Origin of the sequence: Nocardioides ginsengisegetis (assembly GCF_014138045.1) — a bacterium.
Taxonomy (GTDB): domain Bacteria; phylum Actinomycetota; class Actinomycetes; order Propionibacteriales; family Nocardioidaceae; genus Nocardioides; species Nocardioides ginsengisegetis.
The window spans coordinates 2,181,305-2,204,644 of record NZ_JACGXA010000001.1 but is presented as its reverse complement, the minus strand read 5'-3'; the positions used below and the strand labels follow the sequence as shown (position 1 = coordinate 2,204,644).

At 71.9% G+C, this 23,340-nt stretch carries 23 protein-coding genes; 15 read left to right on the top strand and 8 right to left on the bottom strand.

The features are described 5' to 3' along the window. Positions 1-288 precede the first annotated feature (288 nt). Positions 289-882: a 5-oxoprolinase subunit B family protein gene (locus FB382_RS10600; RefSeq protein WP_343055558.1), complete on the top strand. Its 594-nt coding sequence runs from the start codon at positions 289-291 to the stop codon at positions 880-882. After that, positions 879-1,739 (top strand): 5-oxoprolinase/urea amidolyase family protein, encoded by an 861-nt coding sequence (locus tag FB382_RS10595; RefSeq protein WP_182538984.1) that lies wholly within the window; start codon positions 879-881, stop codon positions 1,737-1,739. The genes FB382_RS10600 and FB382_RS10595 overlap by 4 nt, the downstream gene beginning before the upstream one ends. Here FB382_RS10595 and FB382_RS10590 read toward each other — a convergent pair. Then, positions 1,714-3,039 carry a DNA polymerase IV gene (locus tag FB382_RS10590; protein WP_182538982.1) on the bottom strand — a complete coding sequence of 442 codons (1,326 nt, stop codon included), beginning with the start codon at positions 3,037-3,039 and terminating at the stop codon, positions 1,714-1,716. The two genes, FB382_RS10595 and FB382_RS10590, sit on opposite strands and share 26 nt — an antisense overlap. Positions 3,040-3,176: 137 nt before the next feature. Between FB382_RS10590 and FB382_RS10585 the strand changes: the two genes are divergently transcribed. Then, positions 3,177-4,181 (top strand): DUF4192 domain-containing protein, encoded by a 1,005-nt coding sequence (locus tag FB382_RS10585; protein ID WP_182538980.1) that lies wholly within the window; start codon positions 3,177-3,179, stop codon positions 4,179-4,181. Positions 4,182-4,190: 9 nt separating this feature from the next. Then, a complete protein-coding gene (locus tag FB382_RS10580) occupies positions 4,191-5,654 on the top strand; it encodes a glutamate-cysteine ligase family protein (RefSeq protein ID WP_182538978.1) in 1,464 nt (487 codons plus the stop codon). A gap of 4 nt (positions 5,655-5,658) precedes the next feature. Here the strand turns inward: FB382_RS10580 and FB382_RS10575 are convergent, their stop codons facing one another. After that, the gene (locus FB382_RS10575) at positions 5,659-6,120 is read right to left on the bottom strand and encodes a hypothetical protein (protein ID WP_246377149.1); all 462 of its coding nucleotides are present in this window, start codon (positions 6,118-6,120) and stop codon (positions 5,659-5,661) included. A 125-nt stretch (positions 6,121-6,245) separates the two neighbouring features. On the opposite strand from FB382_RS10575, the gene FB382_RS10570 reads away from it, so the two are divergent. Beyond that, a complete protein-coding gene (locus FB382_RS10570) occupies positions 6,246-6,647 on the top strand; it encodes a universal stress protein (RefSeq protein WP_182538976.1) in 402 nt (133 codons plus the stop codon). 7 nt (positions 6,648-6,654) lie between these two features. Here the strand turns inward: FB382_RS10570 and FB382_RS10565 are convergent, their stop codons facing one another. Further along, on the bottom strand, positions 6,655-8,697 hold the full coding sequence (locus FB382_RS10565) for a fibronectin type III domain-containing protein (RefSeq protein WP_182538974.1): 2,043 nt from the start codon (positions 8,695-8,697) through the stop codon (positions 6,655-6,657). A gap of 35 nt (positions 8,698-8,732) precedes the next feature. Between FB382_RS10565 and FB382_RS10560 the strand changes: the two genes are divergently transcribed. The 8 genes from FB382_RS10560 (at position 8,733) to FB382_RS10525 (ending at position 17,324) form a co-directional block, all read left to right on the top strand. Further along, entirely contained in the window at positions 8,733-9,299 is a 567-nt protein-coding gene (locus tag FB382_RS10560; RefSeq protein ID WP_182538972.1) for an HhH-GPD-type base excision DNA repair protein, read from the top strand. A 165-nt stretch (positions 9,300-9,464) separates the two neighbouring features. Further along, a complete protein-coding gene (locus FB382_RS10555; protein ID WP_343055557.1) occupies positions 9,465-10,964 on the top strand; it encodes an RNA polymerase sigma factor in 1,500 nt (499 codons plus the stop codon). Positions 10,965-11,099: 135 nt separating this feature from the next. Then, positions 11,100-12,533: an FAD-binding oxidoreductase gene (locus FB382_RS10550; RefSeq protein WP_220481320.1), complete on the top strand. Its 1,434-nt coding sequence runs from the start codon at positions 11,100-11,102 to the stop codon at positions 12,531-12,533. A gap of 202 nt (positions 12,534-12,735) precedes the next feature. Further along, positions 12,736-13,998, top strand: coding sequence for an ergothioneine biosynthesis glutamate--cysteine ligase EgtA (gene egtA / locus FB382_RS10545; RefSeq protein ID WP_182538968.1), 1,263 nt, complete (start codon positions 12,736-12,738; stop codon positions 13,996-13,998). After that, positions 13,991-15,268: an ergothioneine biosynthesis protein EgtB gene (gene egtB, locus FB382_RS10540; RefSeq protein WP_182538966.1), complete on the top strand. Its 1,278-nt coding sequence runs from the start codon at positions 13,991-13,993 to the stop codon at positions 15,266-15,268. The genes egtA and egtB overlap by 8 nt, the downstream gene beginning before the upstream one ends. After that, positions 15,261-15,953 carry an ergothioneine biosynthesis protein EgtC gene (gene egtC / locus FB382_RS10535; RefSeq protein WP_182538964.1) on the top strand — a complete coding sequence of 231 codons (693 nt, stop codon included), beginning with the start codon at positions 15,261-15,263 and terminating at the stop codon, positions 15,951-15,953. Before egtB ends, egtC begins: the two co-directional genes overlap by 8 nt. Beyond that, positions 15,953-16,924, top strand: a complete 972-nt coding sequence (egtD, locus tag FB382_RS10530; protein ID WP_182538962.1) for an L-histidine N(alpha)-methyltransferase — start codon at positions 15,953-15,955, stop codon at positions 16,922-16,924. Before egtC ends, egtD begins: the two co-directional genes overlap by 1 nt. A gap of 34 nt (positions 16,925-16,958) precedes the next feature. Next, positions 16,959-17,324, top strand: a complete 366-nt coding sequence (locus tag FB382_RS10525) for a VOC family protein (protein ID WP_182538960.1) — start codon at positions 16,959-16,961, stop codon at positions 17,322-17,324. 6 nt (positions 17,325-17,330) lie between these two features. On the opposite strand, the gene FB382_RS10520 is transcribed toward FB382_RS10525, so the two are convergent. From FB382_RS10520 to FB382_RS10510, 3 genes are all read right to left on the bottom strand, one after another. Continuing rightward, positions 17,331-18,170: an EamA family transporter gene (locus FB382_RS10520; RefSeq protein WP_182538958.1), complete on the bottom strand. Its 840-nt coding sequence runs from the start codon at positions 18,168-18,170 to the stop codon at positions 17,331-17,333. After that, positions 18,170-18,646, bottom strand: a complete 477-nt coding sequence (locus FB382_RS10515) for a DUF456 family protein (RefSeq protein WP_182538955.1) — start codon at positions 18,644-18,646, stop codon at positions 18,170-18,172. Before FB382_RS10515 ends, FB382_RS10520 begins: the two co-directional genes overlap by 1 nt. A 79-nt stretch (positions 18,647-18,725) precedes the next feature. Continuing rightward, on the bottom strand, positions 18,726-18,959 hold the full coding sequence (locus FB382_RS10510) for a DUF7455 domain-containing protein (protein ID WP_125036407.1): 234 nt from the start codon (positions 18,957-18,959) through the stop codon (positions 18,726-18,728). A 371-nt stretch (positions 18,960-19,330) separates the two neighbouring features. On the opposite strand from FB382_RS10510, the gene FB382_RS10505 reads away from it, so the two are divergent. After that, positions 19,331-21,412, top strand: coding sequence for a DNA gyrase/topoisomerase IV subunit B (locus tag FB382_RS10505; RefSeq protein WP_182538953.1), 2,082 nt, complete (start codon positions 19,331-19,333; stop codon positions 21,410-21,412). A gap of 38 nt (positions 21,413-21,450) precedes the next feature. Then, a complete protein-coding gene (locus tag FB382_RS10500; protein WP_182538951.1) occupies positions 21,451-22,047 on the top strand; it encodes a GNAT family N-acetyltransferase in 597 nt (198 codons plus the stop codon). Here the strand turns inward: FB382_RS10500 and FB382_RS22160 are convergent. Both FB382_RS22160 and FB382_RS10490 read right to left on the bottom strand, forming a co-directional pair. Beyond that, positions 21,953-22,777, bottom strand: coding sequence for a COG4705 family protein (locus FB382_RS22160; protein WP_220481319.1), 825 nt, complete (start codon positions 22,775-22,777; stop codon positions 21,953-21,955). The two genes, FB382_RS10500 and FB382_RS22160, sit on opposite strands and share 95 nt — an antisense overlap. 64 nt (positions 22,778-22,841) lie before the next feature. After that, on the bottom strand, positions 22,842-23,336 hold the full coding sequence (locus tag FB382_RS10490) for a carbonic anhydrase (protein WP_182538949.1): 495 nt from the start codon (positions 23,334-23,336) through the stop codon (positions 22,842-22,844). Positions 23,337-23,340: the final 4 nt, after the last annotated feature.

Genomic DNA, 23,340 nt, shown 5'->3' with positions numbered 1-23,340 from the left:
CCTTGCGGGCCGACGCCACGGGGCATAGAACTCTCCCTACCAGATCGACACCGGCCCAGCCGGCGAAGAGCTGGGGATCGACCAGGAGCAAGGATCCAGACGGCGAGGCAACTCGCCGCGTCGGCCCGGTGACGGGGGCGGCGGGGTCGGAGCGAGAGGTCGGTGGACCGGGCGTCACCGTTTCCGGTCAAAGCCGAGGGGTTCGGTGATGCTCATACCATCGCCGAACCCCTCACCCCATTTTCCCACCCTCGCGCACCCCGGGTCCACGCGGTGTTCACTGGTCCCGTGCTGACCAGGACCGCCGGACCCCACGCCCTCCTCGTGGAGGTCCCCGACGCGGCCGAGGCGCTGTCGCTGGCCACGTGGGCGCGGGCGCTCCCGGTCGATGCGGTCGAGGTCGTCCCCGCCGCCGCGACCGTGCTGTTCGACGGCGTGCCGGACCCCGCCGGCCTGGTCGCCGCCCTGGCGGCGTGGTCGCCGTCCGGGTCGGTGCCCTCGGGACCGTCGGTCACCGTCCCGGTCCGCTACGACGGGCCCGACCTGGCCTTCGTCGCCGAGCGGTGGGGGACCGACGAGGCCGGGGTCGTCGCCCGGCACACGTCCCTGGAGTTCGTGGCGGCCTTCTGCGGCTTCGCGCCCGGCTTCTCCTACCTCACGGGTCTGCCCCAGGAGCTCGCCGTGCCGCGGCTGGAGACCCCGCGCCCGAGCGTGCCCGCCGGGTCGGTCGGCCTGGCCGGCTCGTGGTGCGGCGCCTACCCCACGTCCTCACCCGGCGGCTGGCGGCTGCTCGGGACCACCGACGCGCCGCTGTGGGACCAGGAGCGCCCGTCGCCGGCGCTGCTGCCGCCCGGCACGCGCGTGCGCTTCGAGGCCGTGTGAACGCCGACTGGACCGTGCTGGCCGCCGGGACGCTGACCACCGTGCAGGACCGGGGGCGGCTCGGACAGGCCCACCTCGGCGTGCCGCGGGCGGGTGCGCTCGATCCGCCGGCCGCCGCCCTGGCCAACCGGCTCGTCGGCAACCGGCCCGGGGCCGCGGTGCTCGAGGTGACGATGGGTGGGCTGGTGGTGCGGGCCGGGTCGGGGCGCTGGGTCGCCGTGACGGGTGCTCCGGTCCCGGTGGCGGTCGACGGCGAGGCCCGGGCGCACGGCGCACCCGTGTGGGTCCCCGCCGGGGCCACGCTCGCCCTCGGCACCCCGTCCGCCGGGGTGCGGTCCTGCCTGGCGGTGGGGGGTGGCGTCGCGGTCGAGCCCGTGCTGGGCTCGCGGTCCACCGACACGCTGGCCTGGGTCGGGCCGCCGCGGGTCACCGACGGCACGGTCCTGCCGGTCGGGGAGCCGACCGGCGACCCGCGCTCCCACGACACGCCGCGGCCGCCCCGGCCGGGCCGGCTGCGGCTGCACGCGGGGCCGCGCGCGGACTGGTTCGCGCCGCGGGCCCTCGAGCGGCTCGCGGGAGCGACGTACACGGTTCGGACGGAGTCCAACCGGATCGGGCTGCGCCTCGACGGGCCCGCCCTTGAGCGGGTCCGCGACGGCGAGCTGGCCAGCGAGGGGATGGTGCTGGGGGCGGTGCAGGTCCCGCCGGACGGGCAGCCCGTGGTGTTCCTCGCCGACCATCCGCCGACCGGGGGCTACCCGGTGGTCGCGGTCGTGGACGAGGCCGACCTGTGGCAGTGCGCGCAGCTGCGCCCCGGCGACGAGGTGGGGTTCAGCCTGCTTGCTCGTCCTCGGTGACGGGCGGCCGCCACGCGCTGAGCTGCGGGTCGTCCTCGGGGTAGGACCGGACCGGCCCGGCGGGGGACTCGGCCGTCTCGAACCGCACGGTGACCACGCCGCGCCCGGCGCCCCAGACCCACCCGCGGCCCATCTCGGCGTGCTCGACGTCCATGCCCGGCGCCCAGGTGCTGCGCCGGATCGAGGGCGGCTCCACGACCTCGGGAGGCTCCTCCGCCTCGTCGGTCGTCTCCCCGAAGAGGTCCTCCTGGATCCAGTCGGCGAGGCCGGAGACGCCCACCCCCAGCAGCCGGACGCCACCGGAGGTGTCGAGGTCGGTGAGCAGGCCGCGGGCCAGGCGCGCGATGGTCGCCGTCGAGTCGGTGGGGGAGTGCAGGGTGGAGGAGCGGCTCAGCGTGGTGAAGTCGTGGAGCCGCACCTTGATCGAGACCGTGCGTCCGGAGAGCCCGTGCTTGCGCAGCCGCTCGGCGACCTCGCCCGCCTGCCGCGTCAGCAGGCCCTCCATGAGCCGCCGGTCGGTCAGGTCGGTGTCGTAGGTGCCCTCGACGCTGACCGACTTGGCCTCGCGCTCGGGCACCACGGCCCGGTCGTCCTCGGCGCGGGCGAGGTGGAAGAGGCCGGTGCCGTGGGCCTTGCCCACCAGGCGCACCAGCTCGTCGAGGCCGACCGCCTCGAGGTCGAGCACCGTGTGGATGCCGGCGCGGCGCAGCCGCTCGGCGGTGGCCGGGCCGACGCCGGGGATCACCGTGACGTGCATGGGGCGCAGCAGCTCGGCCTCGGTGCCGGGCGGCACCACGACCAGGCCGTCGGGCTTGTCGAGGTCGCTGGCGACCTTGGCGATGAACTTCGAGGTGCCCAGGCCGACCGAGGCGGTGAGGCCGCGCGTCACCTCGCTGACCCGGCCGCGCAGCTCCTCGGCGAACGCGGTCACCGTCGGCACCTCGAGGTCGGGGAGCCCGGCCTGCTCGAGGTCGATGAACGCCTCGTCCAGCGACAGCGGCTCCACCAGGGGGGACACCGACCGGAGCAGCGTCATCACCGCGGTGCTGGCCTCGCGGTAGGCGTGGAAGCGGCCGGTGAGGAAGGCGGCGTGCGGGCACCGCGACCGTGCCTCGCGGGTCGACATGGCCGAGCGGACGCCGTACTTGCGGGCCTCATAGGACGCCGTGGCCACCACGCCCCGACTCCCGACACCGCCCACCACGACCGGCTTGCCCCGCAACGAGGGTTTGTCACGCTGCTCGACGGCCGCGAAGAAGGCGTCGAGGTCGAGGTGGAGGAGGGAGGCGTGCGCGCGCACGGGCGCAACGTACCGCGAGCCACCGACGGTCCCGCCCAGCGCCACGAGTCGTCCACAGGCCGCTCCCGCGTACGCCGTGTGCACAACCGCGCCCCGGCCACCCCGGCACGGTCGGCAGCGGTGGGGAGCCTCTGCCCATGACACGAGAGACCAGCCGCCATGCCCCCACGTTCGTCGCCCGCACCCCCGAGGACCTCCTGGCCGTCGTGCCCGTGGTCCTCGGCTTCGCCCCGACCGACTCCGTCGTGATGCTCACCTTCGGCGGCGCCCGGCCCTTCCACGCCCGCGTCGACCTGCCCCACGACCCGGATGACGTCGCGGAGGTCGTCGGGGCCCTCGTGGACCCGGCCGTGCGGCACCGCGTCGGGCGGGTCGTGCTGGTCCTCTACTCCGGTGGCGACCAGCCGGCGCGGCGCGTCGCCAACGCGCTCGCGAGGTCGCTGGAGCGGTCCGGCATCGCCGTGGTCGACTGCCTGCGCTCGGACGGCAAGCGGTGGTTCCCGCTGCTGGGGCGCCACCCCGGAGTGCCGGCCCACGGAGTCCCCTACGACGTGACCGGCCACCGCTTCGCGGCCGAGGCCGTGGTCGAGGGCTTCGTGACCCACGCCAGTCGTGACGACCTGGCGCGCTCGATCGCCGCCGACCCCGCCCGGGTCGCCGCGCTGGAGGCGGCACTGGCGGGGGTGGACACCTCGTCCGGGAGCTGGCGGGACGCCGCACTGCGGATGATCCGGCTGGTCACCACCCACACGGGTCTCGGCACCGTCGCCACCGACGATGAGCTGGCTCAGCTGGTGGCCGACCTGGCCGACCGCCCCGTCCTCGATTGCGCCCTCGGCCTGCTCGACCGCGAGACCGCCCGCGCCGACGTCGCGTTCTGGACCGACGTGGTGCGCCGCGCGCCCGACGAGCTGCTCACGGGGCCGGCCGTCCTGCTGGCCTTCGCGGCCTGGCTGGCCGGGCACGGGGCCCTCGCGTGGTGCGCGCTGGACCGGGTCCCCGCGGGCGGCCGCGACCATGCACTGGTCGGTCTGGTGACCCGCCTGCTCGAGCAGGCGGTCCCGCCCCAGGTCTGGGGCGACCTCCACACGCCCGGGACGGACACGGATTCACACGCTCACGAGAGCCCCGATGTCGCCTAGGGTGCGCGCATGGGCGAAGAAGTCGAAGCACAGGAGTTCTCCCGCGCCGACCGCACACGGCACCGGGAGAAGGTCCGGCGCTGCCTCGACGTCTTCGCCCGGATGCTGCGTGAGGAGCGCTTCGACACCGACGACCCGATGACCGGGCTCGAGGTCGAGCTCAACCTCATCGACGAGCGCGGCGACCCGGCCCTCAAGAACGCCGAGGTCCTCGAGGCGATCGCCGACCCGGCGTTCCAGACCGAGCTCGGCCAGTTCAACATCGAGATCAACGGCGCCCCGGCCAAGCTCCGCGAGGGCGGGCTGACGACGTTCGAGGAGTCCCTGCGCCGCAGCCTCAACGACGCCGAGACCAAGTCCGCCGCGGTGGGCGCCCACATGGTCATGATCGGCATCCTTCCGACGCTGGCCGAGGGCCACATGTCCCTCGGCAGCCTGAGCGCCAACCCGCGCTACCGGCTGCTCAGCGAGCAGATTCTCAACGCGCGCGGCGAGGACATCACGATCTCGATCTCGGGGCCGGAGCGCCTCGAGACCACCGCCGACTCGATCGTGCCCGAGGCGGCCTGCACCAGCACGCAGTTCCACGTGCAGACATCGCCGGACCAGTTCGCCGCCTACTGGAACGCCTCCCAGGCGATCGCGGCCGTCCAGCTCGCCGTGGGCTCCAACTCGCCCTACCTGCTCGGCAAGCAGCTGTGGCGCGAGACCCGGATCCCGTTGTTCGAGCAGGCCGCCGACACCCGCAGCGAGGAGCTCAAGGCCCAGGGGGTCCGGCCCCGCGTGTGGTTCGGCGAGCGCTGGGTGACCTCGGTCTTCGACCTGTTCGAGGAGAACGTCCGCTACTTCCCGGCCCTGCTGCCCGTCACGGAGGAGGAGGAGCCGCTCGAGGTGCTCGAGGCCGGCGGCACTCCGACGCTGGCCGAGCTGCGCCTCCACAACGGCACGGTCTACCGCTGGAACCGCCCGGTCTACGACATCGCCGCCGGGGTGCCGCACCTCCGCGTCGAGAACCGCCTCCTCGCCGCCGGCCCGACCGTGGCCGACACGATGGCGAACGCGGCCTTCTACTTCGGCCTGGTCCGCACGGTCGCCGAGAGCGAGCGGCCGCTGTGGTCGCAGATGTCGTTCAGCGCCGCCGAGGAGAACTTCCAGATCGCCGCCCAGCAGGGCGTCGACGCCCAGATCTACTGGCCGGGAGTCGGCCAGGTCCGCGCGACCGAGCTGATCCTGCGCCGCCTGCTGCCGATGGCCCACGCCGGCCTCGACGAGTGGGGCGTCGAGCCCGAGGTCCGCGACCGGCTGCTGGGCATCATCGAACAGCGCTGCCTGACCGGCACCACCGGCGCCGACTGGTTCGTCCGGCGGATGGAGGAGCGGTCCGGCATGGAGCGCTTCGACGCCCTGCGCGCCACGCTGCTGGACTACCGCGAAGCCATGCACAGCAACGAGCCGGTGCACACCTGGTCCTGACGGCTCACCGGTCGGCCGGACGGACCCGCTTCCAGACCCGGCCGACGCCGCTGCGCGGGTCCCGCCAGCCGCGACGGGTCACCACCACCATGGTCAGCGGCCTTTTTGCCTCCGCGGTGGCCGCCCGCGCGGCGGCCAGCCACGCGGCGTCGGCGTCCTGGAGCTCCAGCCCGCCGGTGCGGGTCAGCCAGACGACGGGGGAGTCGTCACCCGTCCGGGCGCAGCGGCGCAGCATCGCGGCGACCACGTCGGTCCGCAGCGTGTGGTCCTGCGGCTCGTCGGGGCCGAACGCGAAGACCGCCTGGGCGCCGCCCGGCTGCCCGACGTGCAGCAGGGCGGGGTGCACGCGCCGCGGCTCGGAGCGCGCGTGGTCGACCACCGCGAGGCGCAGCAGTGACCGGAGGGCGGGCTCGACCGGCGCCGCGATCCCTTCGCCGCGCTCGTCGGTCCCGCCCGTCCCGTCCATCCGGCCAGCGTGCCGCACGGCGACGCATCGTGGGCGCGCCTCTCCACAGGCTCCCCCTCGGGGGCGGAGTTCGGTAGGTTGCCCGCACGGGCCGCAAGGCCGGCACAGCATCGGGAGGAGCGACGATGACCGTCGTGGTGGGCTACGTGGCCAAGCCGGAGGGCGAGGCAGCACTGGTCAAGGCGATCGAGGAAGCGAAGCTGCGCGGCACCAAGCTGGTGGTGGTCAACTCCCACCGGGGTGGCCAGGAGTTCGACGCCGACGCCGCCAAGCAGGCCGAGACCGAGATGGACGCCGTGCGGGCCCGCCTCGACGAGGCCGGAGTGCCCTACGACCTGCGCCAGCTCGTGCGCGGCTTCGAGCCCGCCGAGGACCTGATCAGCATCGCCGAGGCCAACTCCGCCCAGCTGATCGTGATCGGCCTGCGCCGGCGCTCGCCCGTCGGCAAGCTCATCCTCGGCAGCAACGCCCAGCGCATCCTGCTCGACGCGCACTGCCCGGTCCTGGCGGTCAAGGCCGGCGACTGACTCGGAGTCAGCGAACGCGTGCGTTGACGGGGGCGCTCGCCGATCCGACTCCTACGACGTTGCGGGCGGCGACGGTGAATCGGTAGGTGCCGGGAGGGAGCCTGGAGAAGACGGCCTTGCGGGTAGTCGCCGCCACCCTCAGCGTGCGGCCGCTGCTGCAGTGCACGACGTACTGCGTGAGGGCGGAGCCGTTCGCCACCGGAGCGGCCCACCGAAGGGTCACGGAGCGACCCGCGACCGAGGCAGCAGGCCGTGCAACCTGGCCAGGCTTGCCCGCCGGGACCACCGCGTCGCTCCACACTGCCTGGCTTGTTCCCGCCATGCTCGCGGCCGCGACCGTGAACGAGTAGGTCACACCGTTGCGAAGTCCAGTGACGAGGTATGAGGACGCGTCGCCCCCGAAGACCTGGATCTGCCGGCCACCGGGATACGCGGTCAGGACGTAACCGAGGACCTCGGCACCGTTGGCCTTCGATGCCGTCCACGTGACGAGTGCGGAACCGTCGCCGGGCGTCGCCGTCACCGTGGCGGGGGCATCGGGAGCGCGCGCTGCGACCACCTCGTTGGACGTGCCGGACGGAAGCGACGTGCCGACCGAGTTCGTTGCCGAGACAGTGAACGAATAGGCGGTGCCGAGCTGGAGGTCGGAGAAGGTGGTCTCGGTCGTTCCACCCGGCACGGCCATGGTCCGACCACCGGGTGACGCTGCGACCGTGTAGCCCGTTACCGGAGCGCCGTTGGACTCCGACGTCGACCACACGACGCGGACGAATCCGTCGCCCTGTTGCGCGAGCACGTGCTCCGGGGCCGACGGGACGGCGGCAGGGGTGATCGCAGCTGTGGACGACGAGGCGGGGGAGGTACCGACAGCATTTGTTGCGGTGACCGTGAAGGTGTAGGACGTGCCGTTGGTCAGCCCGTCGACCACCCCGGACGTGACATCGCCCGGGAGGTCGATCGTCCGGTCTCCGGGACTCACGGTGACCCGGTAGGTGGTGATGGGGGAACCCCCGTCCGTCGGTGCCGTCCACGAGATCGTCGCTTGCCGGTCCCCGCCAATGCCGATGACGCTTGATGGCTGGGCTGGTGCCGTGGCAGGCGTCTCGGCCGTGGGCGCTGCCAGCAATGGTTCGACCGTCACGACGCTCGGCAGGTTGAGGTCGTCCTCCTGGTCGACGACGCGTGCCTTCGCGGCACTGACGCTGGTCGTGCCCCAGTCGTTGCTGCTGGCGTCGATCTTGCCCGCGGATCGTACGGTCATGACGGGGTTCGGTCCCGGCTCGAAGCTGTTCCCATGGACCTGAAGGGGCTGCTGGTAGGCAGCCCACGACTCCAGGTAGTGGCGGTAAGAGCTGGAGGTCGAGTAGCCGCGGAAGCGGTTGCTGGCCACGGTGGCGACGGCATTGGTCGTGCCGAAGGTCATCGAGGCGGCGTTGACGAAGACGTTGCGCTCGACTCGTGCGTAGTTCACCGGGTACCAGAAGTAGCTCATGTAGGTGGTGCCCGTCACTACCGAGTCGGCGAGCTCGTAGTCGGCGTGCCCGGAACCGCCGGTCGGCGGGAAGACGGAGGCGAATCTTGAGACGTTGACGTGCTTGAGCGTGAGAACGGCGTGAGTCGCGCTGCTGACCGGGCCGGCGAGGCCCGCATACCCCTGGCCGACCAGGGAGACGGGCTCTTCGCTCGAGCCTTCAACGTCGAGCGTGCCGGCGACCTGGAAGATCGGGGCGTAGTTGTTGGGGTTGTACGCAAGGACGACTCGCGTCCCTGGTGCCACGTGCAGGGTGACGCCGGAGGCGATCTGCACCACCCCGTCGACGTAGTACGGACCCTCGGCCGCCGTCCACGTGGTGTCGGTCGTCAGGATCCCGCTTACGTGGACGCCAGGCTCATCGGCGTGGGCCGAGCCCGTCCACGAGATCAGGGGGAGGAGTGCGGCGGCAAGGACCAGCCGGAGAGTGGAGCGCGACTTCATGGGACCTTTTTCGAGACGTGGCAACCCAAGTTGCCGAGAGTGGGCGTCATGAGGACGGGGCTCCACCACGTCCATGACGCGGGTTCTCCCCGCTCGTGCAGAATTCATCCATGGCCATCCACATCACCGGCGACGACCACGCCGACCAGGTCCTGACCGACGACGCGTTCGCGCTGCTCGTCGGCATGATGCTGGACCAGCAGTACCCCATGGAGCACGCCTTCCGCGGCCCGGCCAAGGTGCTCGACCGGTTCGGCACCCTCGAACCGGCACGGATCGCCCAGGCCGACCCCGAGGAGTTCAAGGCGCTCTGCTCCACGCCGCCGGCGATCCACCGGTTCCCGGGCTCGATGGCCGCCCGGCTCCAGGAGCTGGCGGGCCTCGTCGAGGAGAAGTACGACGGTGACACCTCGCGGCTGTGGTCGGAGGCCACCAGCGGCAAGGACCTGCTCAAGCGGGTCATGGAGCTGCCGGGCTTCGGCAAGCAGAAGGCCCAGATCTTCGTGGCCCTGCTGGCCAAGCAGCTCGACGTACGCCCCGAGGGCTGGGAGGCCGTCGTCGGGGACTACGCGCTGGAGGGACACCGCTCGGTCGCCGACGTGGTGGACCCGGCCTCGCTGCAGAAGGTGCGGGACTTCAAGAAGGAGAAGAAGGCCGCGGCGAAGGCCCAGGCCTGACCTCTTTCTCCGCCGCTGGGCGTGGATGACGCGGCGCACATCCGGGGGAATGCCCGGACCTCAGGTGCGCCGTGGCAGAATGAACCCCGCGGCTCTTGACGATAGCGGGCCTTGCCGCGCCCCCATGTGGCCCGCGACCTTGTTTTGACTGTCAGTTGACGAGAGGTGTTCGTGTCCTCGAACGCGCGCAAGATGCTCCTGCCTGCCGAGGTGCTCACGCACCCTGCCGTCGTGGCCCTGATCGATCGAGGGACCCCCACCGGCAGCCTGACTCCGGAGGAGGTGCGTCAGGCCAGTGAGGACGCCCGCATCGAGCCCAAGCACCTGAAGGGCCTGCTGGGTCACCTCAGCTCCCTGGGCATCTCCGTGCACGTGACCGCGTCCAGCACGCGTGCCGTCGCGGCCACCTCGGCCCGCAAGACGACCACGGCCAAGACTGCCGCCAAGAAGGCGCCCGCCAAGAAGACCGCGGCCGCCACCACGGCGTCCGCGACCACGGCCGCGCCGGCCAAGAAGGCCGCGGCGAAGAAGACCACGACCCGCAAGGCGACCGTGGTCGACGCCGAGACCGTCGAGGTCGAGGTCCCCGTCGTCGGACCCGACGGCAAGAAGATCCTCCCCGACGTCCCTGACGAGCAGTTCGAGAAGGACGTCGCGACCGACCCGACGATCAAGGAGGACGAGAAGGAAGGCTCCTTCGTCGTCTCCGACGCTGACGACACCGGCGAGCCCGAGCAGCAGGTCATGGTCGCCGGCGCGACCGCCGACCCGGTCAAGGACTACCTCAAGCAGATCGGCAAGGTCCCGCTGCTCAACGCCGAGATGGAGGTCGAGCTCGCCAAGCGCATCGAGGCCGGCCTGTTCTCGGAGGAGAAGCTCAGCAAGGGCGGCAAGATCACCCCGAAGGTCCTCGAGGAGCTCGAGTGGATCGCCGAGGACGGCCGTCGCGCCAAGAACCACCTCCTCGAGGCCAACCTGCGCCTCGTCGTCTCGCTGGCCAAGCGCTACACCGGCCGCGGCATGCTCTTCCTGGACCTGATCCAGGAGGGCAACCTCGGTCTGATCCGCGCGGTCGAGAAGTTCGACTACACCAAGGGCTACAAGTTCTCGACCTACGCCACGTGGTGGATCCGTCAGGCCATCACCCGCGCCATGGCCGACCAGGCCCGCACCATCCGCATCCCGGTGCACATGGTCGAGGTCATCAACAAGCTCGCGCGCGTCCAGCGCCAGATGCTCCAGGACCTGGGCCGCGAGCCCACCCCGGAGGAGCTGGCCAAGGAGCTCGACATGACCCCCGAGAAGGTCATCGAGGTCCAGAAGTACGGCCGCGAGCCCATCTCGCTGCACACCCCGCTGGGTGAGGACGGCGACTCCGAGTTCGGCGACCTGATCGAGGACTCCGAGGCGATCGTCCCGGCCGACGCCGTGTCGTTCACGCTGCTCCAGGAGCAGCTGCACGCCGTCCTCGACACGCTCTCCGAGCGCGAGGCAGGTGTGGTCAGCATGCGCTTCGGCCTCACCGACGGCCAGCCCAAGACCCTCGACGAGATCGGCAAGGTCTACGGCGTGACCCGCGAGCGGATCCGTCAGATCGAGTCCAAGACGATGTCGAAGCTGCGGCACCCCTCGCGCTCGCAGGTCCTGCGCGACTACCTGGACTGATCCCTCGCGCCCTACCTGCTGGACGGGCTCCGCACGTGCCCAATAGTGGGGATTCTTCGGCTGTCCGCGCGGCCTAGGTTCGGAAGTTGGTGAACCACCGACAACCGGGCGAAGGGCAGAGCAATGACAGTCTCCATGGCGACCCTCTCGGGACCCCAGACACAGATCAGTGACGAGAGCCTCGGCGAGCTCAGGATGATCGTCCGCGGCGACGTGCTGACCCGGGAGGATCCCGGGTACGCCGCGGTGCGGCCTGCCTACAACGCGATGCATCCGGGACGTCCCGCGCTGGTGGTCCGGCCTACGGGAGCCGCCGACGTGATCGTCGCGATCAACTTCGCCCGGGCCAACGGGCTGGTCGTCGCCGTCCGCGGCGGTGGGCACTCGGTGGCCGGACTCTCGAGCGTGGACGGCGGCCTCCTCATCGACCTCGCGCGGATGAACGGCGTCGTGGTCGATCCGGAGGCTCGGACGGTCCGTGTCCAGGGCGGGGCCCTGATCGGCGACGTGGACCACGAGACGCAGGCGTTCGGGCTCGTGGCCCCGTCCGGCATCGTCTCGGACACCGGCGTCGCCGGGCTGACCCTCGGTGGTGGGGAGGGCTGGCTGCGGCGCAAGCACGGGCTCGCGATCGACAACCTGCTGTCGGCGCAGGTGGTCTGTGCCGACGGCGAGCTGCGGACCGCCTCGGCGGACACGAACCCCGACCTGTTCTGGGCGCTGCGCGGCGGTGGCGGCAACTTCGGTGTCGTCACCTCGTTCACCTTCCGGTGCCACCCCGTGGGCCCGATCGTGGCCTTCGCCGGTGTGTTCCACCCGGTCGAGGACGCCGAGAACGTCTACCGGAAGTTCCGGGAGTGGGCGGCGACGGTGCCCGAGGAGATCTCGGCGATGATCGGGTGCACCACGCTCCCGGCCAGCGAGAACACGCCGCCGGAGATCCACAACAGGCCGTTCATCGTGACGGGTGCGCTCTACTCCGGTGACTCCCTGGAGGGCCAGAAGATCATCCAGCCCCTGCGCGAGATCGGCACGCCCCTCGCGGACATCTCGGGCCCGCTGCCGTTTGCCGCCGTCCAGGCGGCCTTCGACGAGTTCTTCCGGCGCGGCACCCTGCGCAGCTACTGGAAGTCGACGTTCGTGGAGGAGCTGACCGACCCGATCCTCGACATCATCATGGACAAGGCGCGCAGCCGCCCGAGCGACCGCGTCTTCGTGATCGCCTTCCAGATGGGTGGTGCCATCAACCGGGTGGGCGCGGGGGAGACGGCCTACAGCGAGCGGTCGGCGAACTGGATGATCTCGATCGACGGCAACTGGGCCGACGAAGCGGACGACGACCGGGTGATTTCGTGGGTCCGCGACGCGTGGGCCGAGGTGCACGCGCACGGCACGGGCACCCAGTACCTCAACTTCACCGGCGTCGAGGGCGAGGGGGTGACGGCGGGCGTGGAGAGCGCGTTCGGCCAGAACCTCGTCCGGCTGGCCGAGATCAAGGCGAAGTACGACCCCCAGAACCTGTTCCGCCTCAACAACAACATCGTCCCCGCAGCCGGAGCCGGCATCTAGGGCCGGCCGGAGGAGCTCTGGGCGGGCAACGCCCCGTCGAAGGTTCGCCGAACAGTCCGCTCGGGTGGTTGGGATTGTCGGTGCCATGCGGTAGGCATGGGACAGCACGACAACTTTCAACGAGGACGGTCCCCCGGGGCCGCCCCCGCACCGACCCGCGGCTGCCCGCAAGGGTGGCCGGTCCGGACCTGGAGGGGGCGGAATGACCGCTCAGAGCATCACCAGCACGATCCCCGACGACCCGCTCGATCTCGTCCTCGACGACATCGACGACGCCCGCACGCGCATCGCCGCCGACGCCCTGCGGCCCGACACCGACCACCGGGTCGGCCTCGAGCTGGAGTTCCACCTCGTCGACCACGCCGAGCCCGCGCGGCGCCCCGACTGGCCGGCCGTCCAGGCCCTCCTCGCCGAGCTCCCGCCGATGCCCTCCGGCAGCTCGGTGACGCTCGAGCCCGGTGCCCAGATCGAGCTGTCGACACCCCCGCGGGCCGACGTGGGCGGTGCGGTCCAGGCGCTGGCCGCCGACCGGGAGGAGCTGCGCACCGCCCTGGCCGAGGCCGGCTTCGGGGCGGCACCCCTCGGGGCGGACCCGGCGCGACCCGTGCGGCGGGTCAACCCGCACCCGCGCTATGCGGCCATGGAGGGCCACTTCTCGGCAATCGGCTGCGCCGGCCCGGGCCTCGAGATGATGACCGCGACGGCCGCCCTCCAGGTCAACGTCGACGCCGGCCCCGTCGCCGGGTGGCCCGACCGGCTGGCGCTCATCCGCTCGCTGGTCCCGGTGCTGGTGGCGACCTCGGCGAGCTCGCCGTACCTCGCGGGACGTTCCTCCGGCTGGCACTCCATGCGCCAGGAGACCTGGTACGGCATCGACCACGGCCGCACCGACCCGATCACCGCGGGCGCCCCGCCGGAGCGGTGGGCCGACTACGCCCTCGCCGCACCGGTGATGCTGGTCCGCGACGCCTCCGTGCTGACCCCGGTCACGCGCCGAGTCTCCTTCGGCGAGTGGGTCGCCGACCCGCGTGCGATCGGGCGGCCCGCGACGGTCGCCGACCTCGACTACCACCTCACGACCCTGTTCCCGCCCGTCCGACCCCGCGGCTACGTCGAGATCCGCTGTCTTGACGCCCTGCCCGACCGGTGGTGGCCGGCGCTGGCCGCCCTGACCGTCACGCTCCTCGACGACCCCGTCGCCGCCGACGCGGCAGCCGAGCTGTGCGAGCCGGTCGCCGGGTCGCTCGACGAGGCGGCCCGCAGCGGCCTGGCCGACCCGGCACTGCGAGCGGCCGCCGCGGCATGCGCGGAGGTCGCCGCCGCCCACTGCCCGCCCTCCCTGAAGGCCGACGTCGAGCGGCTCGCCGAGCTCCTGGCTGCCGGGCGGACGCCCGGCGACGAGCTCCGGCACGTCGCCGAGACCCGGGGACCGCTGCACCTGCTCGAGGAGGAAGCCCGTGCGTGAGACCGCCGCGCGCGGCCTCGAGGATGCCCGCACCCGCACCCTGCGCCTCACCGACTTCGACGACGGCGAGCTCACCGCCCAGCACAGCGTGCTGATGAGTCCGCTCGTCTGGGACCTCGCCCACATCGGCCAGCAGGAGGACCTCTGGCTGCTCCGCGGCGGCAACGCCGCGGCCCAGGGGCTCCTGTCGGCCCAGGTCGAGAAGCTGTACGACGCCTTCGAGCACCCCCGCGCCAGCAGGGTGACCCTGCCGCTGCTGACGCCGGGGGAGGCCCGCCGCTACCTGACCGACGTCCGGGGTCGCGTCCTCGACGGCCTCGAGCAAGCCGACGAGGAGCGGCTGTTCCCCTACGTCATGGTCGAGCAGCACGAGCAGCAGCACGTCGAGACGATGCTCGCCACCCACCAGCTGCGCGACGGCGAGCCCCTCCTCGGCCGAGGTGCAGCCCTGCCCCCGGGGCGTCCGGTGCCGGCCGACAGCGTGCTCGTCCCCGCCGGCCCGTTCACGCTGGGCGTCGACGGCGACCGGGAGCCGTGGTCGCTCGACAACGAGCGTCCGTCCCACACCGTCGACCTGCCCGCCTTCCGGATCGCCCGGGTGCCGGTCACCAACGCCGAGTGGCAGCGGTTCATCGACGCCGGCGGCTACGACGAGCCCCGGTGGTGGTCCGCGCGCGGGTGGGAGCACCGGGTCGCCGCGGGCCTCGAGCGTCCGCTCTTCTGGGCCGCCGACGGCTCGCGCCGCAGGTTCGGGATCGTCGAGGACCCGCCGCCCGACGAGCCCGTCCAGCACGTCTGCTTCTTCGAGGCCGAGGCCTATGCCGCCTGGGCGGGTGCCCGGCTGCCCACCGAGCAGGAGTGGGAGAAGGCCTGTGCCTGGGACCCGGTCGCGGGGCGGCGCCGGCGGTGGCCCTGGGGCGACTCGGAGTGGACGCCCGCCCTGGCCAACCTCGGAGGTGACGCGCTGCGTCCGGCGCCCATCGGCGCCTACGGGGGCGGCGCCTCCGCCTACGGCGTGGAGCAGATGATCGGCGACGTCTGGGAGTGGACCTCGTCCGGCTTCGAGCCGTGGCCGGGCTTCACCCCGATGCTCTACTCCGACTACAGCGCCCCGTTCTTCGGCGGCGACTACCGCGTCCTGCGGGGCGGGTCGTGGGCCGTCGGTGGCGCCTCGATCCGACCGTCCTTCCGCAACTGGGACCACCCGGTCCGGCGGCAGATCTTCTCGGGGCTGCGGCTCGCGTGGGACGTGGAGGCGCCGCATGTGTAGGCACCTGGCCTGGCTGGGCGCCCCACGCAGCGTGTCCTCGCTGGTCCTCGAGAACCCTCACGGGTTGCTCCAGCAGTCCTGGGCGCCGCGTCGCCAGCGGCGCGGCCTCCTCAACGCCGACGGCTGGGGTGTCGGCCTCTACGTCGAGGGCCGCCCGGAGCCGGTCCGCTGGCGGTCCTCGCGGCCGCTGTGGAGCGACGCGTCGTTCGCCTCGGTCGCGCCGGTGCTGGCCTCGGGGGCCGTGCTCGCGGCTGTCCGGTCCGCCACGGTGGGCATGCCGCCCGACGAGACGGCCGCGGCGCCCTTCACCGACGGCCGCTGGCTGCTCTCGCACAACGGCCGGGTGGACCGCTCGGTGCTGCCGGCCCGCAACGACGCCGAGTCGGTCTGCGACTCGGCGATCCTGGCCGCCCACGTCTTCGCCGAGGGGCCCGAGCGCGTGGGCGACACGGTCCGTGCCGTCGCCGCCCTGGACCCCGGCGCCTTCCTCAACCTGCTGCTCGCCGACGGGCGGCAGGTCCTCGCCGTGACCTGGGGCGACCCCCTCAGCTACCTCGTCGAGCCCGACGGGGTCGTCGTCGCCAGCGAGCCCTGGGACGACGACCCGCGCTGGGTCGACGTACCCGACCACCACCTGTTGAGCGCGACCCCGTCGGGGGTCGCCGTGACCGCACTGGAGCCCTGATGTCCGTCTCCGACTTCGACGTCCACCTCGACCCCGGCGCCCTGGCCGACCAGATGGCCCGCGACGTCCGGGCCGGCCTCGGCTCGACCCCGAAGACCCTGCCGCCGAAGTACTTCTACGACGCCCGCGGCAGCGAGCTGTTCGACGAGATCACCCGCCTCCCGGAGTACTACCCGACCCGGACCGAGCGACTGATCCTCGACGAGCGGGTCGCCGAGATCGCGCGGACCACCCGCGCCGAGACGCTCATCGAGCTCGGCAGCGGCACGTCGGAGAAGACCCGCCTGCTGCTCCGGGCGCTCTCCGACGCCGGCACCCTGCGCCGCTTCGTGCCCTTCGACGTGGACCCGGCGGTCCTCAAGGACGCCAGCGCCGCCGTCGCGGAGGAGTTCCCCGGCGTCGTGGTCTCACCCGTCGTCGGCGACTTCGAGCACCACCTCGGCGAGCTGCCCCGCGGCGGCCGCCGGATGCTGGCCTTCCTCGGCTCGACGATCGGCAACCTCGACCCCGGCCAGCGCGCCCGGTTCCTCGCGGACGTGCGTGGCACGCTCGCCGCGGGGGACTCCTTCCTGCTCGGGACCGACCTGGTCAAGGCGCCCGACCGGCTCGTGGCGGCGTACGACGACGCCGCGGGCGTCACCGCCGCCTTCAACAAGAACGTCCTCGCCGTCCTCGATCGCGACCTCGGCGCCGACCTCGACCCCGACGCGTTCGAGCACGTCGCGGTCTGGGACGACGAGCAGGAATGGATCGAGATGCGGCTCCGCTCGCTGCGTGACCAGACCGTCCGGATCGCGGCCCTCGACCTCGAGGTGTCCTTCGCCGAGGGCGAGGAGGTGCGCACCGAGATCTCCGCCAAGTTCCGCCGCGAACGGGTCGCCGCGGAGCTCGCGGCGGCCGGCCTGCGGCTCACCCACTGGTGGACCGATCCGGCCGGCGACTTCGCGCTGTCGCTGTCCGAGCCCGCCTGAGAGCGCTGATCCACGCGGCTCTAGGTTGACCGCCATGAGCAGCCCGATCCAGCGGTCCATCGGCCAGGTCTTCATCCCCGTTCGGGAGATGGATCGAGCGGTGGAGTGGTACGCCCGGCTGCTGGGGTTCGACCCCGGCGAGGTGTCGCACGAGGGGACGATCTTCGACATCCCCACCGAGGGCGAGACGCGACTGGCCCTCGACGCGAACCGACCGGACTTCGAGACCTCGGGGCCGCCCCGGTTCTTCTTCTGGACCCACGACATGGCCGCAACGGTGGGCCACCTGCGCCGTCTCGGGGTCAGGATCACGTCGGATGTCGAGGACATCGGGAGTGTCTTCTTCGTGCAGTTCGAGGATCCGGACGGCAATCCCCTGATGGTGTGTCAGCGCGCCTGAGGGTCCTCAGCCCGCCGCGACCATCGCCACGGCGACCGCGCACAGGCCCAGGCCGACCGCTTGGGCACGGTGGACGTGCTCGCGCAGGACGGTGGCGGCCAGCAGCACGGTGAAGGCGGGGTAGAGCGAGGCGATCACCGCCGTCACCGAGAGGTAGCCGTGGTGGGTCGCGACGAGGAAGGCCCCCATCGCGAGGCCGCCGAGGGCACCGCTGACGAGGCCGGTGAGCGCGAGGGGCTCCCGCGGCAGCCACGGGGTACGCAGAAGGGAAGCGATCGCGACGACCGTGAGCGCGGCGACGACCTGGTTGAGTGCGAGCGGCAGGAAGCCGGCCCGCTCGGGGACCTGGGCGAGCGCGGCGAAGAGCGTGCCGAAGCCGAGGCCGGCCAGGACGCCGTCGGCCAGCCCTGCGCCCAGCCCTCCGGCCGAGGCGTGCCCGTCGACCGGCTCGCGGGACACCAGCCAGATCCCCGGCAGGGCGAGCGCGATCCCGATCCACACGAGCACCGCGGGGCGCTCGCCGCCGAGCAGGCCGGTCAGCACCGGCAGGAGAGCGGCGCCGACGCCGGACACCGGGGCGACCACGCCCATCCGGCCCGAGGCGAGGCCCCGGTAGAGGAACGCCGTGCCGAACCCGTTGCCCAGCCCGGCCACCACGCACCAGGCCAGGTCGGTGCGGGTGGGGGACCCGGAGGTCACGAGGGTCAGCGTCAGCACGAGCAGCCCACCGCCGAACTGGGAGAGCAGCGCGACGGCCCAGGGGCTTACCCGCTGGGAGAAGAAGCCGCCCACGAAGTCGGACAGCCCGTAGGCAACCGCCGCGAGCAGGGCGAGCGCGATCGCCATCAGGTGACCACGACCCCGATGATCCAGACCCACGTGGCGGCGACGGCCGCGACGAGCTCGATGAGGATCGAGAGGCCCACGACCCGGAGCGCGGCCATCGTGGAGGGCCAGGCCCGTTCCTGGCCGACCCGGCCGACCTCGGCGAGGTAGACGCCCAGGACGAAGCCGAGGAAGAGCCCGACGACGGGGACGACGAAGAACCCGACGAGACCGAGCGCTGCCCCCATCCACTGCGTCGAGGCCGGGATGCCGGACGCCTTCAGCCGGCGGCCGGGGACGACGTACTTCACGACGGTGCCGCCCACCAGCAGGACGGAGGCCAGGCCGGCGACGGTCCAGGCGGTGGCCGTGCCGAGGGAGACCGCCCACGCCAGGATCGCCAGCAGGACCAGCACCGAGCCGGGGAGCACCGGGACGAGGATCCCGACGAGCCCCACGGCGATCACCAGGGCGACGAGGACTTCGGTGCCGGTCACGGTCGAGAGCCTCTCACGGGGACGACGAAGGCCCCGGACCGTGGTCCGGGGCCTTCGTGGGTGTCTAGGGAGTGGGTGTTCAGTGCTCGGCGTCAGGCGCCGCCGCGGGAGTGTCAACCAGCTTGTGGGTCTCGTCGACGACGTTGGCCGCGATCTCGCGGAGCTTGTCGCCGTGCTCACGAGCGTGGTGGGCGCAGAACAGGAGTTCTCCGCCGGTCTGAAGCTCCACGCGAAGGTAGGCCTGGGCTCCGCAACGGTCGCAGCGGTCCGCAGCGGTGAGCGCGGCGGAGCTGGGGGCAACTGCAGTGGTCACATCGGCCTCATTTCTTGATCGGTGTCTGGATCAACGTAACCGCCGGGTGGTTGATTCCCGTCGGGCTGTGTCACCGGACACGTCATCTCATCATGGTCTGTCTTCCCCGCCGTCATGGGTTTCAAGCCTCGAAATCCACTTCTGTGATGAAGACGCCTAGCCCTTGCAAGTGTGACGCGAGTGCGACCTGGCTGGTTGCGGTTCGAAAAACCCGAGCCCATCGTGTCCACATCGTGACAAGTCCACCTGCGTCCAACGCTAGACCTGTGCCCGGCCCACCCCCGGCAGGCGAGCCTTCTACGAGCTCCGGCGTGTCGCAGGTAGATTCGTAGCCGTTCACCCGGCCGGATTTCCCGACCCGCCGGACCCCGTTGCGCTGCAGGAGCCCCACGATCGACAACACGTACAACGCCGCCCATCTCCTGGTCCTCGAAGGCCTCGAGGCGGTTCGCAAGCGTCCCGGCATGTACATCGGCTCCACCGACACACGCGGCCTCATGCACTGCCTGTGGGAGATCATCGACAACGGCGTGGACGAGGCCCTCGCGGGCGCTGCCCACCGCGTCGAGGTCACCCTGCACGCCGACGGCTCGGCCGAGGTCCACGACGACGGGCGCGGCATCCCGACCGACAAGGAGCCCAAGACGGGCCTCCCCGGTGTCGAGGTCGTGGCGACCAAGCTGCACGCCGGCGGCAAGTTCGGCGGCGGCTCCTACGTCGCCACCGGTGGCCTGCACGGCGTCGGCCTCTCCGTGGTCAACGCCCTCTCGTCGCGCATGGACATCGACGTCGACCGTTCGCCGTCCCAGCAGGGCCTCTCGTTCCGCCGTGGCACCCCCGGCGTCTTCGACGGCGACGCCCCCGACGCGCCGTTCGAGCCCCGCTCCGGGCTGACCCGCAAGGGTGGTCGGGTCGCCAAGGGCAGGAGCGGCACCCGCATCCGCTTCTGGCCCGACCGCCAGATCTTCACCAAGGACGCCCGCTTCGAGTTCGAGGGGCTGCTCGGCCGGGCCCGCCAGACGTCGTTCATCGTCCCCGGCCTGGAGCTGGTCATCCGCGACCTGCGCGGCGACCAGCTGGTCGAGGAGAAGTTCCGCCACGACGGCGGCATCGCGGAGTTCGCGGAGTTCCTGGCCAAGGACGAGGCCGTCACCGACATCCTGCGCCTGCAGGGCACCGACACGTTCACCGAGACGGTGCCGCTGCTCGACGAGAAGGGCCACATGACCCCGCAGGAGGTCGAGCGCGAGCTGGGCGTGGACGTGGCCGTCCGTTGGGGCACGGGCTACGACACCGAGCTGCGCTCCTTCGTCAACGTGATCGCCACCCCCAAGGGCGGCACCCACGTCAGCGGCTTCGAGCAGGCCATCACCAAGACGTTCAACGACGTGATGCGCTCCACCAAGGCGCTCAAGGTCAACGACCCCGACGTCATCAAGGACGACGTGCTCGAGGGCATGACCGCGGTCGTGACCGTGCGGCTCGCCGAGCCGCAGTTCGAGGGCCAGACCAAGGAGATCCTGGGCACCCCGGCGGTCCGCACCGCCGTGCGCAAGGTCGTCTCCGCCGAGCTCAAGGCGTTCCTGACCTCGAGCAAGCGGCTGGAGAAGGCCCAGGCCAAGCTGGTCATGGAGAAGGTCGTCGGAGCGTCCAAGACGCGCATCGCGGCCCGCCAGCACAAGGAGACCCAGCGCCGGAAGAACGCCCTGGAGTCCTCGGCGCTGCCCTCCAAGCTCGCCGACTGCCGGGCGTCCGACAACGACCGCACCGAGCTGTTCATCGTCGAGGGTGACTCTGCGCTCGGCACGGCCAAGCTGGCCCGCGACTCGGAGTTCCAGGCGCTGCTGCCGATCCGGGGCAAGATCCTGAACGTCCAGAAGGCCTCGGTCGGCGACATGCTGAAGAACACCGAGTGCGCCTCGATCATCCAGGTCGTCGGCGCGGGCTCGGGCCGCACGTTCGACCTCGAGGCCCGCCGCTACGGCCGGATCATCTTCATGGCCGACGCCGACTCCGACGGCGCGCACATCCGGTGCCTGCTGGCGACGCTGTTCTTCAAGTACATGCCCGACCTGATCACCGAGGGCCGCGTCTACACGGCGGTCCCGCCGCTGCACCGGATCGAGCTGTCCAACCCCAAGAAGGGGATGGACAAGTACGTCTACACCTACTCCGACGCCGACCTGCAGCGGAAGCTCGCCGAGCTGAAGAAGAAGAACGTCCGGTGGAAGGATCCGGTCCAGCGCTACAAGGGTCTCGGTGAGATGGACGCCGACCAGCTGGCCGAGACCACCATGGACCCGCGCCACCGCACGCTGCGCCGGATCACGGTCGACGACGCCGAGGTCGCGGCCGGCGTCTTCGAGCTGCTGATGGGCTCCGAGGTCGCGCCGCGCAAGGAGTTCATCGTGCAGGGGGCCTACGAGGTCGACGTCGAGGCCCTCGACGCCTGAGACTGCGGCCCACCAAGTCGATCGATCGGGGGATCACTGTGGAAGACGTCGTACCGCGGGTCGGGCTGACCAGCGATCCCGCGGTCGGCTCCGACGTCTGGGCCGTGCACGACGCCGTCTTCGGAGACCAGGACGACGAGGCGTCGTGGCGTGGGAACGTGTGGGACCGGCACGCGGCGCGTGAGGGATTCCGGGTCGCGACGGCGTACGCCGGTGAGGTGCTGGTCGGTTTCGCCTACGGGCACACGGGCGAGCGCGGTCAGTGGTTCTCCGACCGGCTCACCGAGGTCCTCGACGACGAGGTGTCACGCATCTGGGTCGGTGGCCACTTCGAGGTCGTCACCCTGGGTGTGCTGGAGCAGCACCGGGGCGCGGGGGTCGGACGCCGGCTGCTCGACATCCTGACCGCGGGTCTTCCGCACGAGCGGTGGCTGCTCCAGACGACCGCCGATCCCGACGAACCGGCGCGGCGCCTCTACGCCGCGGCCGGGTGGTCCGTGATCGGCCCGGGCACCGGGCCCGGCACGGTGGTCATGGGGTTCAGGCGTCGACCGGGATCGGCTCCTGGATGTCGTGACCGGAGCGGTGCGCCCAGGTCACCAGCGCGGCGATCGCCACGCACAGGATCGCCGTGAGGCGCAGGTCGCCGAAGCCCAGGCCGTTGCCGATCGCGTGGTCCTTGCCGATCCAGTCGGCGAACGACGCGCCCAGCGGGCGGGTCAGCACGTAGGCGGCCCAGAACGCCAGCGTCGCGTTGACGCCGAGGCGCCAGGCGGCGAGCGGCACGAGGATCGCGGCCAGGAACAGGAAGCCCGACGGCAGGAAGCCCAGGTGCATGGTCAGGCCGGTCAGGTCGCCGACCGCGGTGCCCAGCGCGAACGTCGCCAGGACCGTGGCCCAGTAGAAGCGCTCACGGCGGCGGGTGTCGACGTGGTGGATCGACAGGGTGCCCTCGGAGCGGTGCCACCACCTGAACAGCACGGCCACCGCAGCGGCGTAGAACGCCGAGGTGACGTAGTAGGACAGCCCGGTAGCCACGTGCAGGATGTCGGCCATGATCGTGCCGAAGACCGCGACCATCGAGACGCAGAACCAGTACGTCGGGGCGTGGTAGCGATCGCTGCGCAGCTGCAGCCACAGGGCCAGGACGAAGCCGCCGACACCGACGATGCCGCCGAGCGCCAGGCTGGTCTCGCCGAGGCCGTCGGAGGCCGCCTCGCCCATGCCGGTGGTGAGGATCTTGATCACCCAGAAGAGCGCCGTGATCGCGGACACCTTCGCCGCCAGCGGCTCGCTCGGGCCCTGGGGTCGCTGGGTCTCGACCGGGCGGTCCTCGGACAGGGACGTGATGGGGGAGGAAGTCACCCGGGCGACGGTAGGAACGCCTTCCTGCAGCGAACCTGAACGCTCGGGGACACCCCCACCGGCGTCAGAACTTCGGGTCGAGCAGGCCCGTGTCGACGTCGTAGACGAACCCACCGACCAGCACGGTGTCGGGGATCAGCGGGTGTGAGCGCACCCGGCGCACGTCCTCCTGGAGGGAGGCGAGCTGGTCCTCGACGACGTGGAAGTGCTGCCACGAGGCGTCCTGCCCGGCCGAGGCACCGACCCGCTCGCGCAGCTCGGCCTCGGTGTTGGAGGCCATCGCGCACCGGGTGTGGGGGACCACGAGGATCCGCTCGACGCCCAGGAGGTGCACGCCCAGCACGAGGGCCTCGAGCGCGGCCTCGGTGACGCGGCCACCGGGGTTGCGGAAGATCTTGGCGTCGCCCGGCTTGAGCCCGAGCATGTTGAGCGGGTCGATGCGCGAGTCCATGCAGGTCACGAGCGCGACACCGGCGTGCGCCACGCCGTCGAAGCCGCCGAGCGCGAAGTCGGCGGCGAAGGAGCGGTTGGCCTGGAGGAGGTCGTCGAAGTCGTTCACGGGG

Excerpts from the sequence above, each read along its gene's own strand:
- egtC (WP_182538964.1), top strand. The coding sequence starts at position 15,261 with ATGTGTAGGCACCTGGCCTGGCTGGGCGCCCCACGCAGCGTGTCCTCG.
- FB382_RS10525 (WP_182538960.1), top strand. The coding sequence starts at position 16,959 with ATGAGCAGCCCGATCCAGCGGTCCATCGGCCAGGTCTTCATCCCCGTT.
- FB382_RS10575 (WP_246377149.1), bottom strand. The coding sequence starts at position 6,120 with ATGGACGGGACGGGCGGGACCGACGAGCGCGGCGAAGGGATCGCGGCG.
- FB382_RS10580 (WP_182538978.1), top strand. The coding sequence starts at position 4,191 with ATGGGCGAAGAAGTCGAAGCACAGGAGTTCTCCCGCGCCGACCGCACA.
- FB382_RS10565 (WP_182538974.1), bottom strand. The coding sequence starts at position 8,697 with ATGGACGTGGTGGAGCCCCGTCCTCATGACGCCCACTCTCGGCAACTT.
- FB382_RS10520 (WP_182538958.1), bottom strand. The coding sequence starts at position 18,170 with ATGGCGATCGCGCTCGCCCTGCTCGCGGCGGTTGCCTACGGGCTGTCC.
- FB382_RS10570 (WP_182538976.1), top strand. The coding sequence starts at position 6,246 with ATGACCGTCGTGGTGGGCTACGTGGCCAAGCCGGAGGGCGAGGCAGCA.
- FB382_RS10560 (WP_182538972.1), top strand. The coding sequence starts at position 8,733 with ATGGCCATCCACATCACCGGCGACGACCACGCCGACCAGGTCCTGACC.
- egtD (WP_182538962.1), top strand. The coding sequence starts at position 15,953 with ATGTCCGTCTCCGACTTCGACGTCCACCTCGACCCCGGCGCCCTGGCC.
- FB382_RS10585 (WP_182538980.1), top strand. The coding sequence starts at position 3,177 with ATGACACGAGAGACCAGCCGCCATGCCCCCACGTTCGTCGCCCGCACC.
- FB382_RS10550 (WP_220481320.1), top strand. The coding sequence starts at position 11,100 with ATGGCGACCCTCTCGGGACCCCAGACACAGATCAGTGACGAGAGCCTC.
- egtA (WP_182538968.1), top strand. The coding sequence starts at position 12,736 with ATGACCGCTCAGAGCATCACCAGCACGATCCCCGACGACCCGCTCGAT.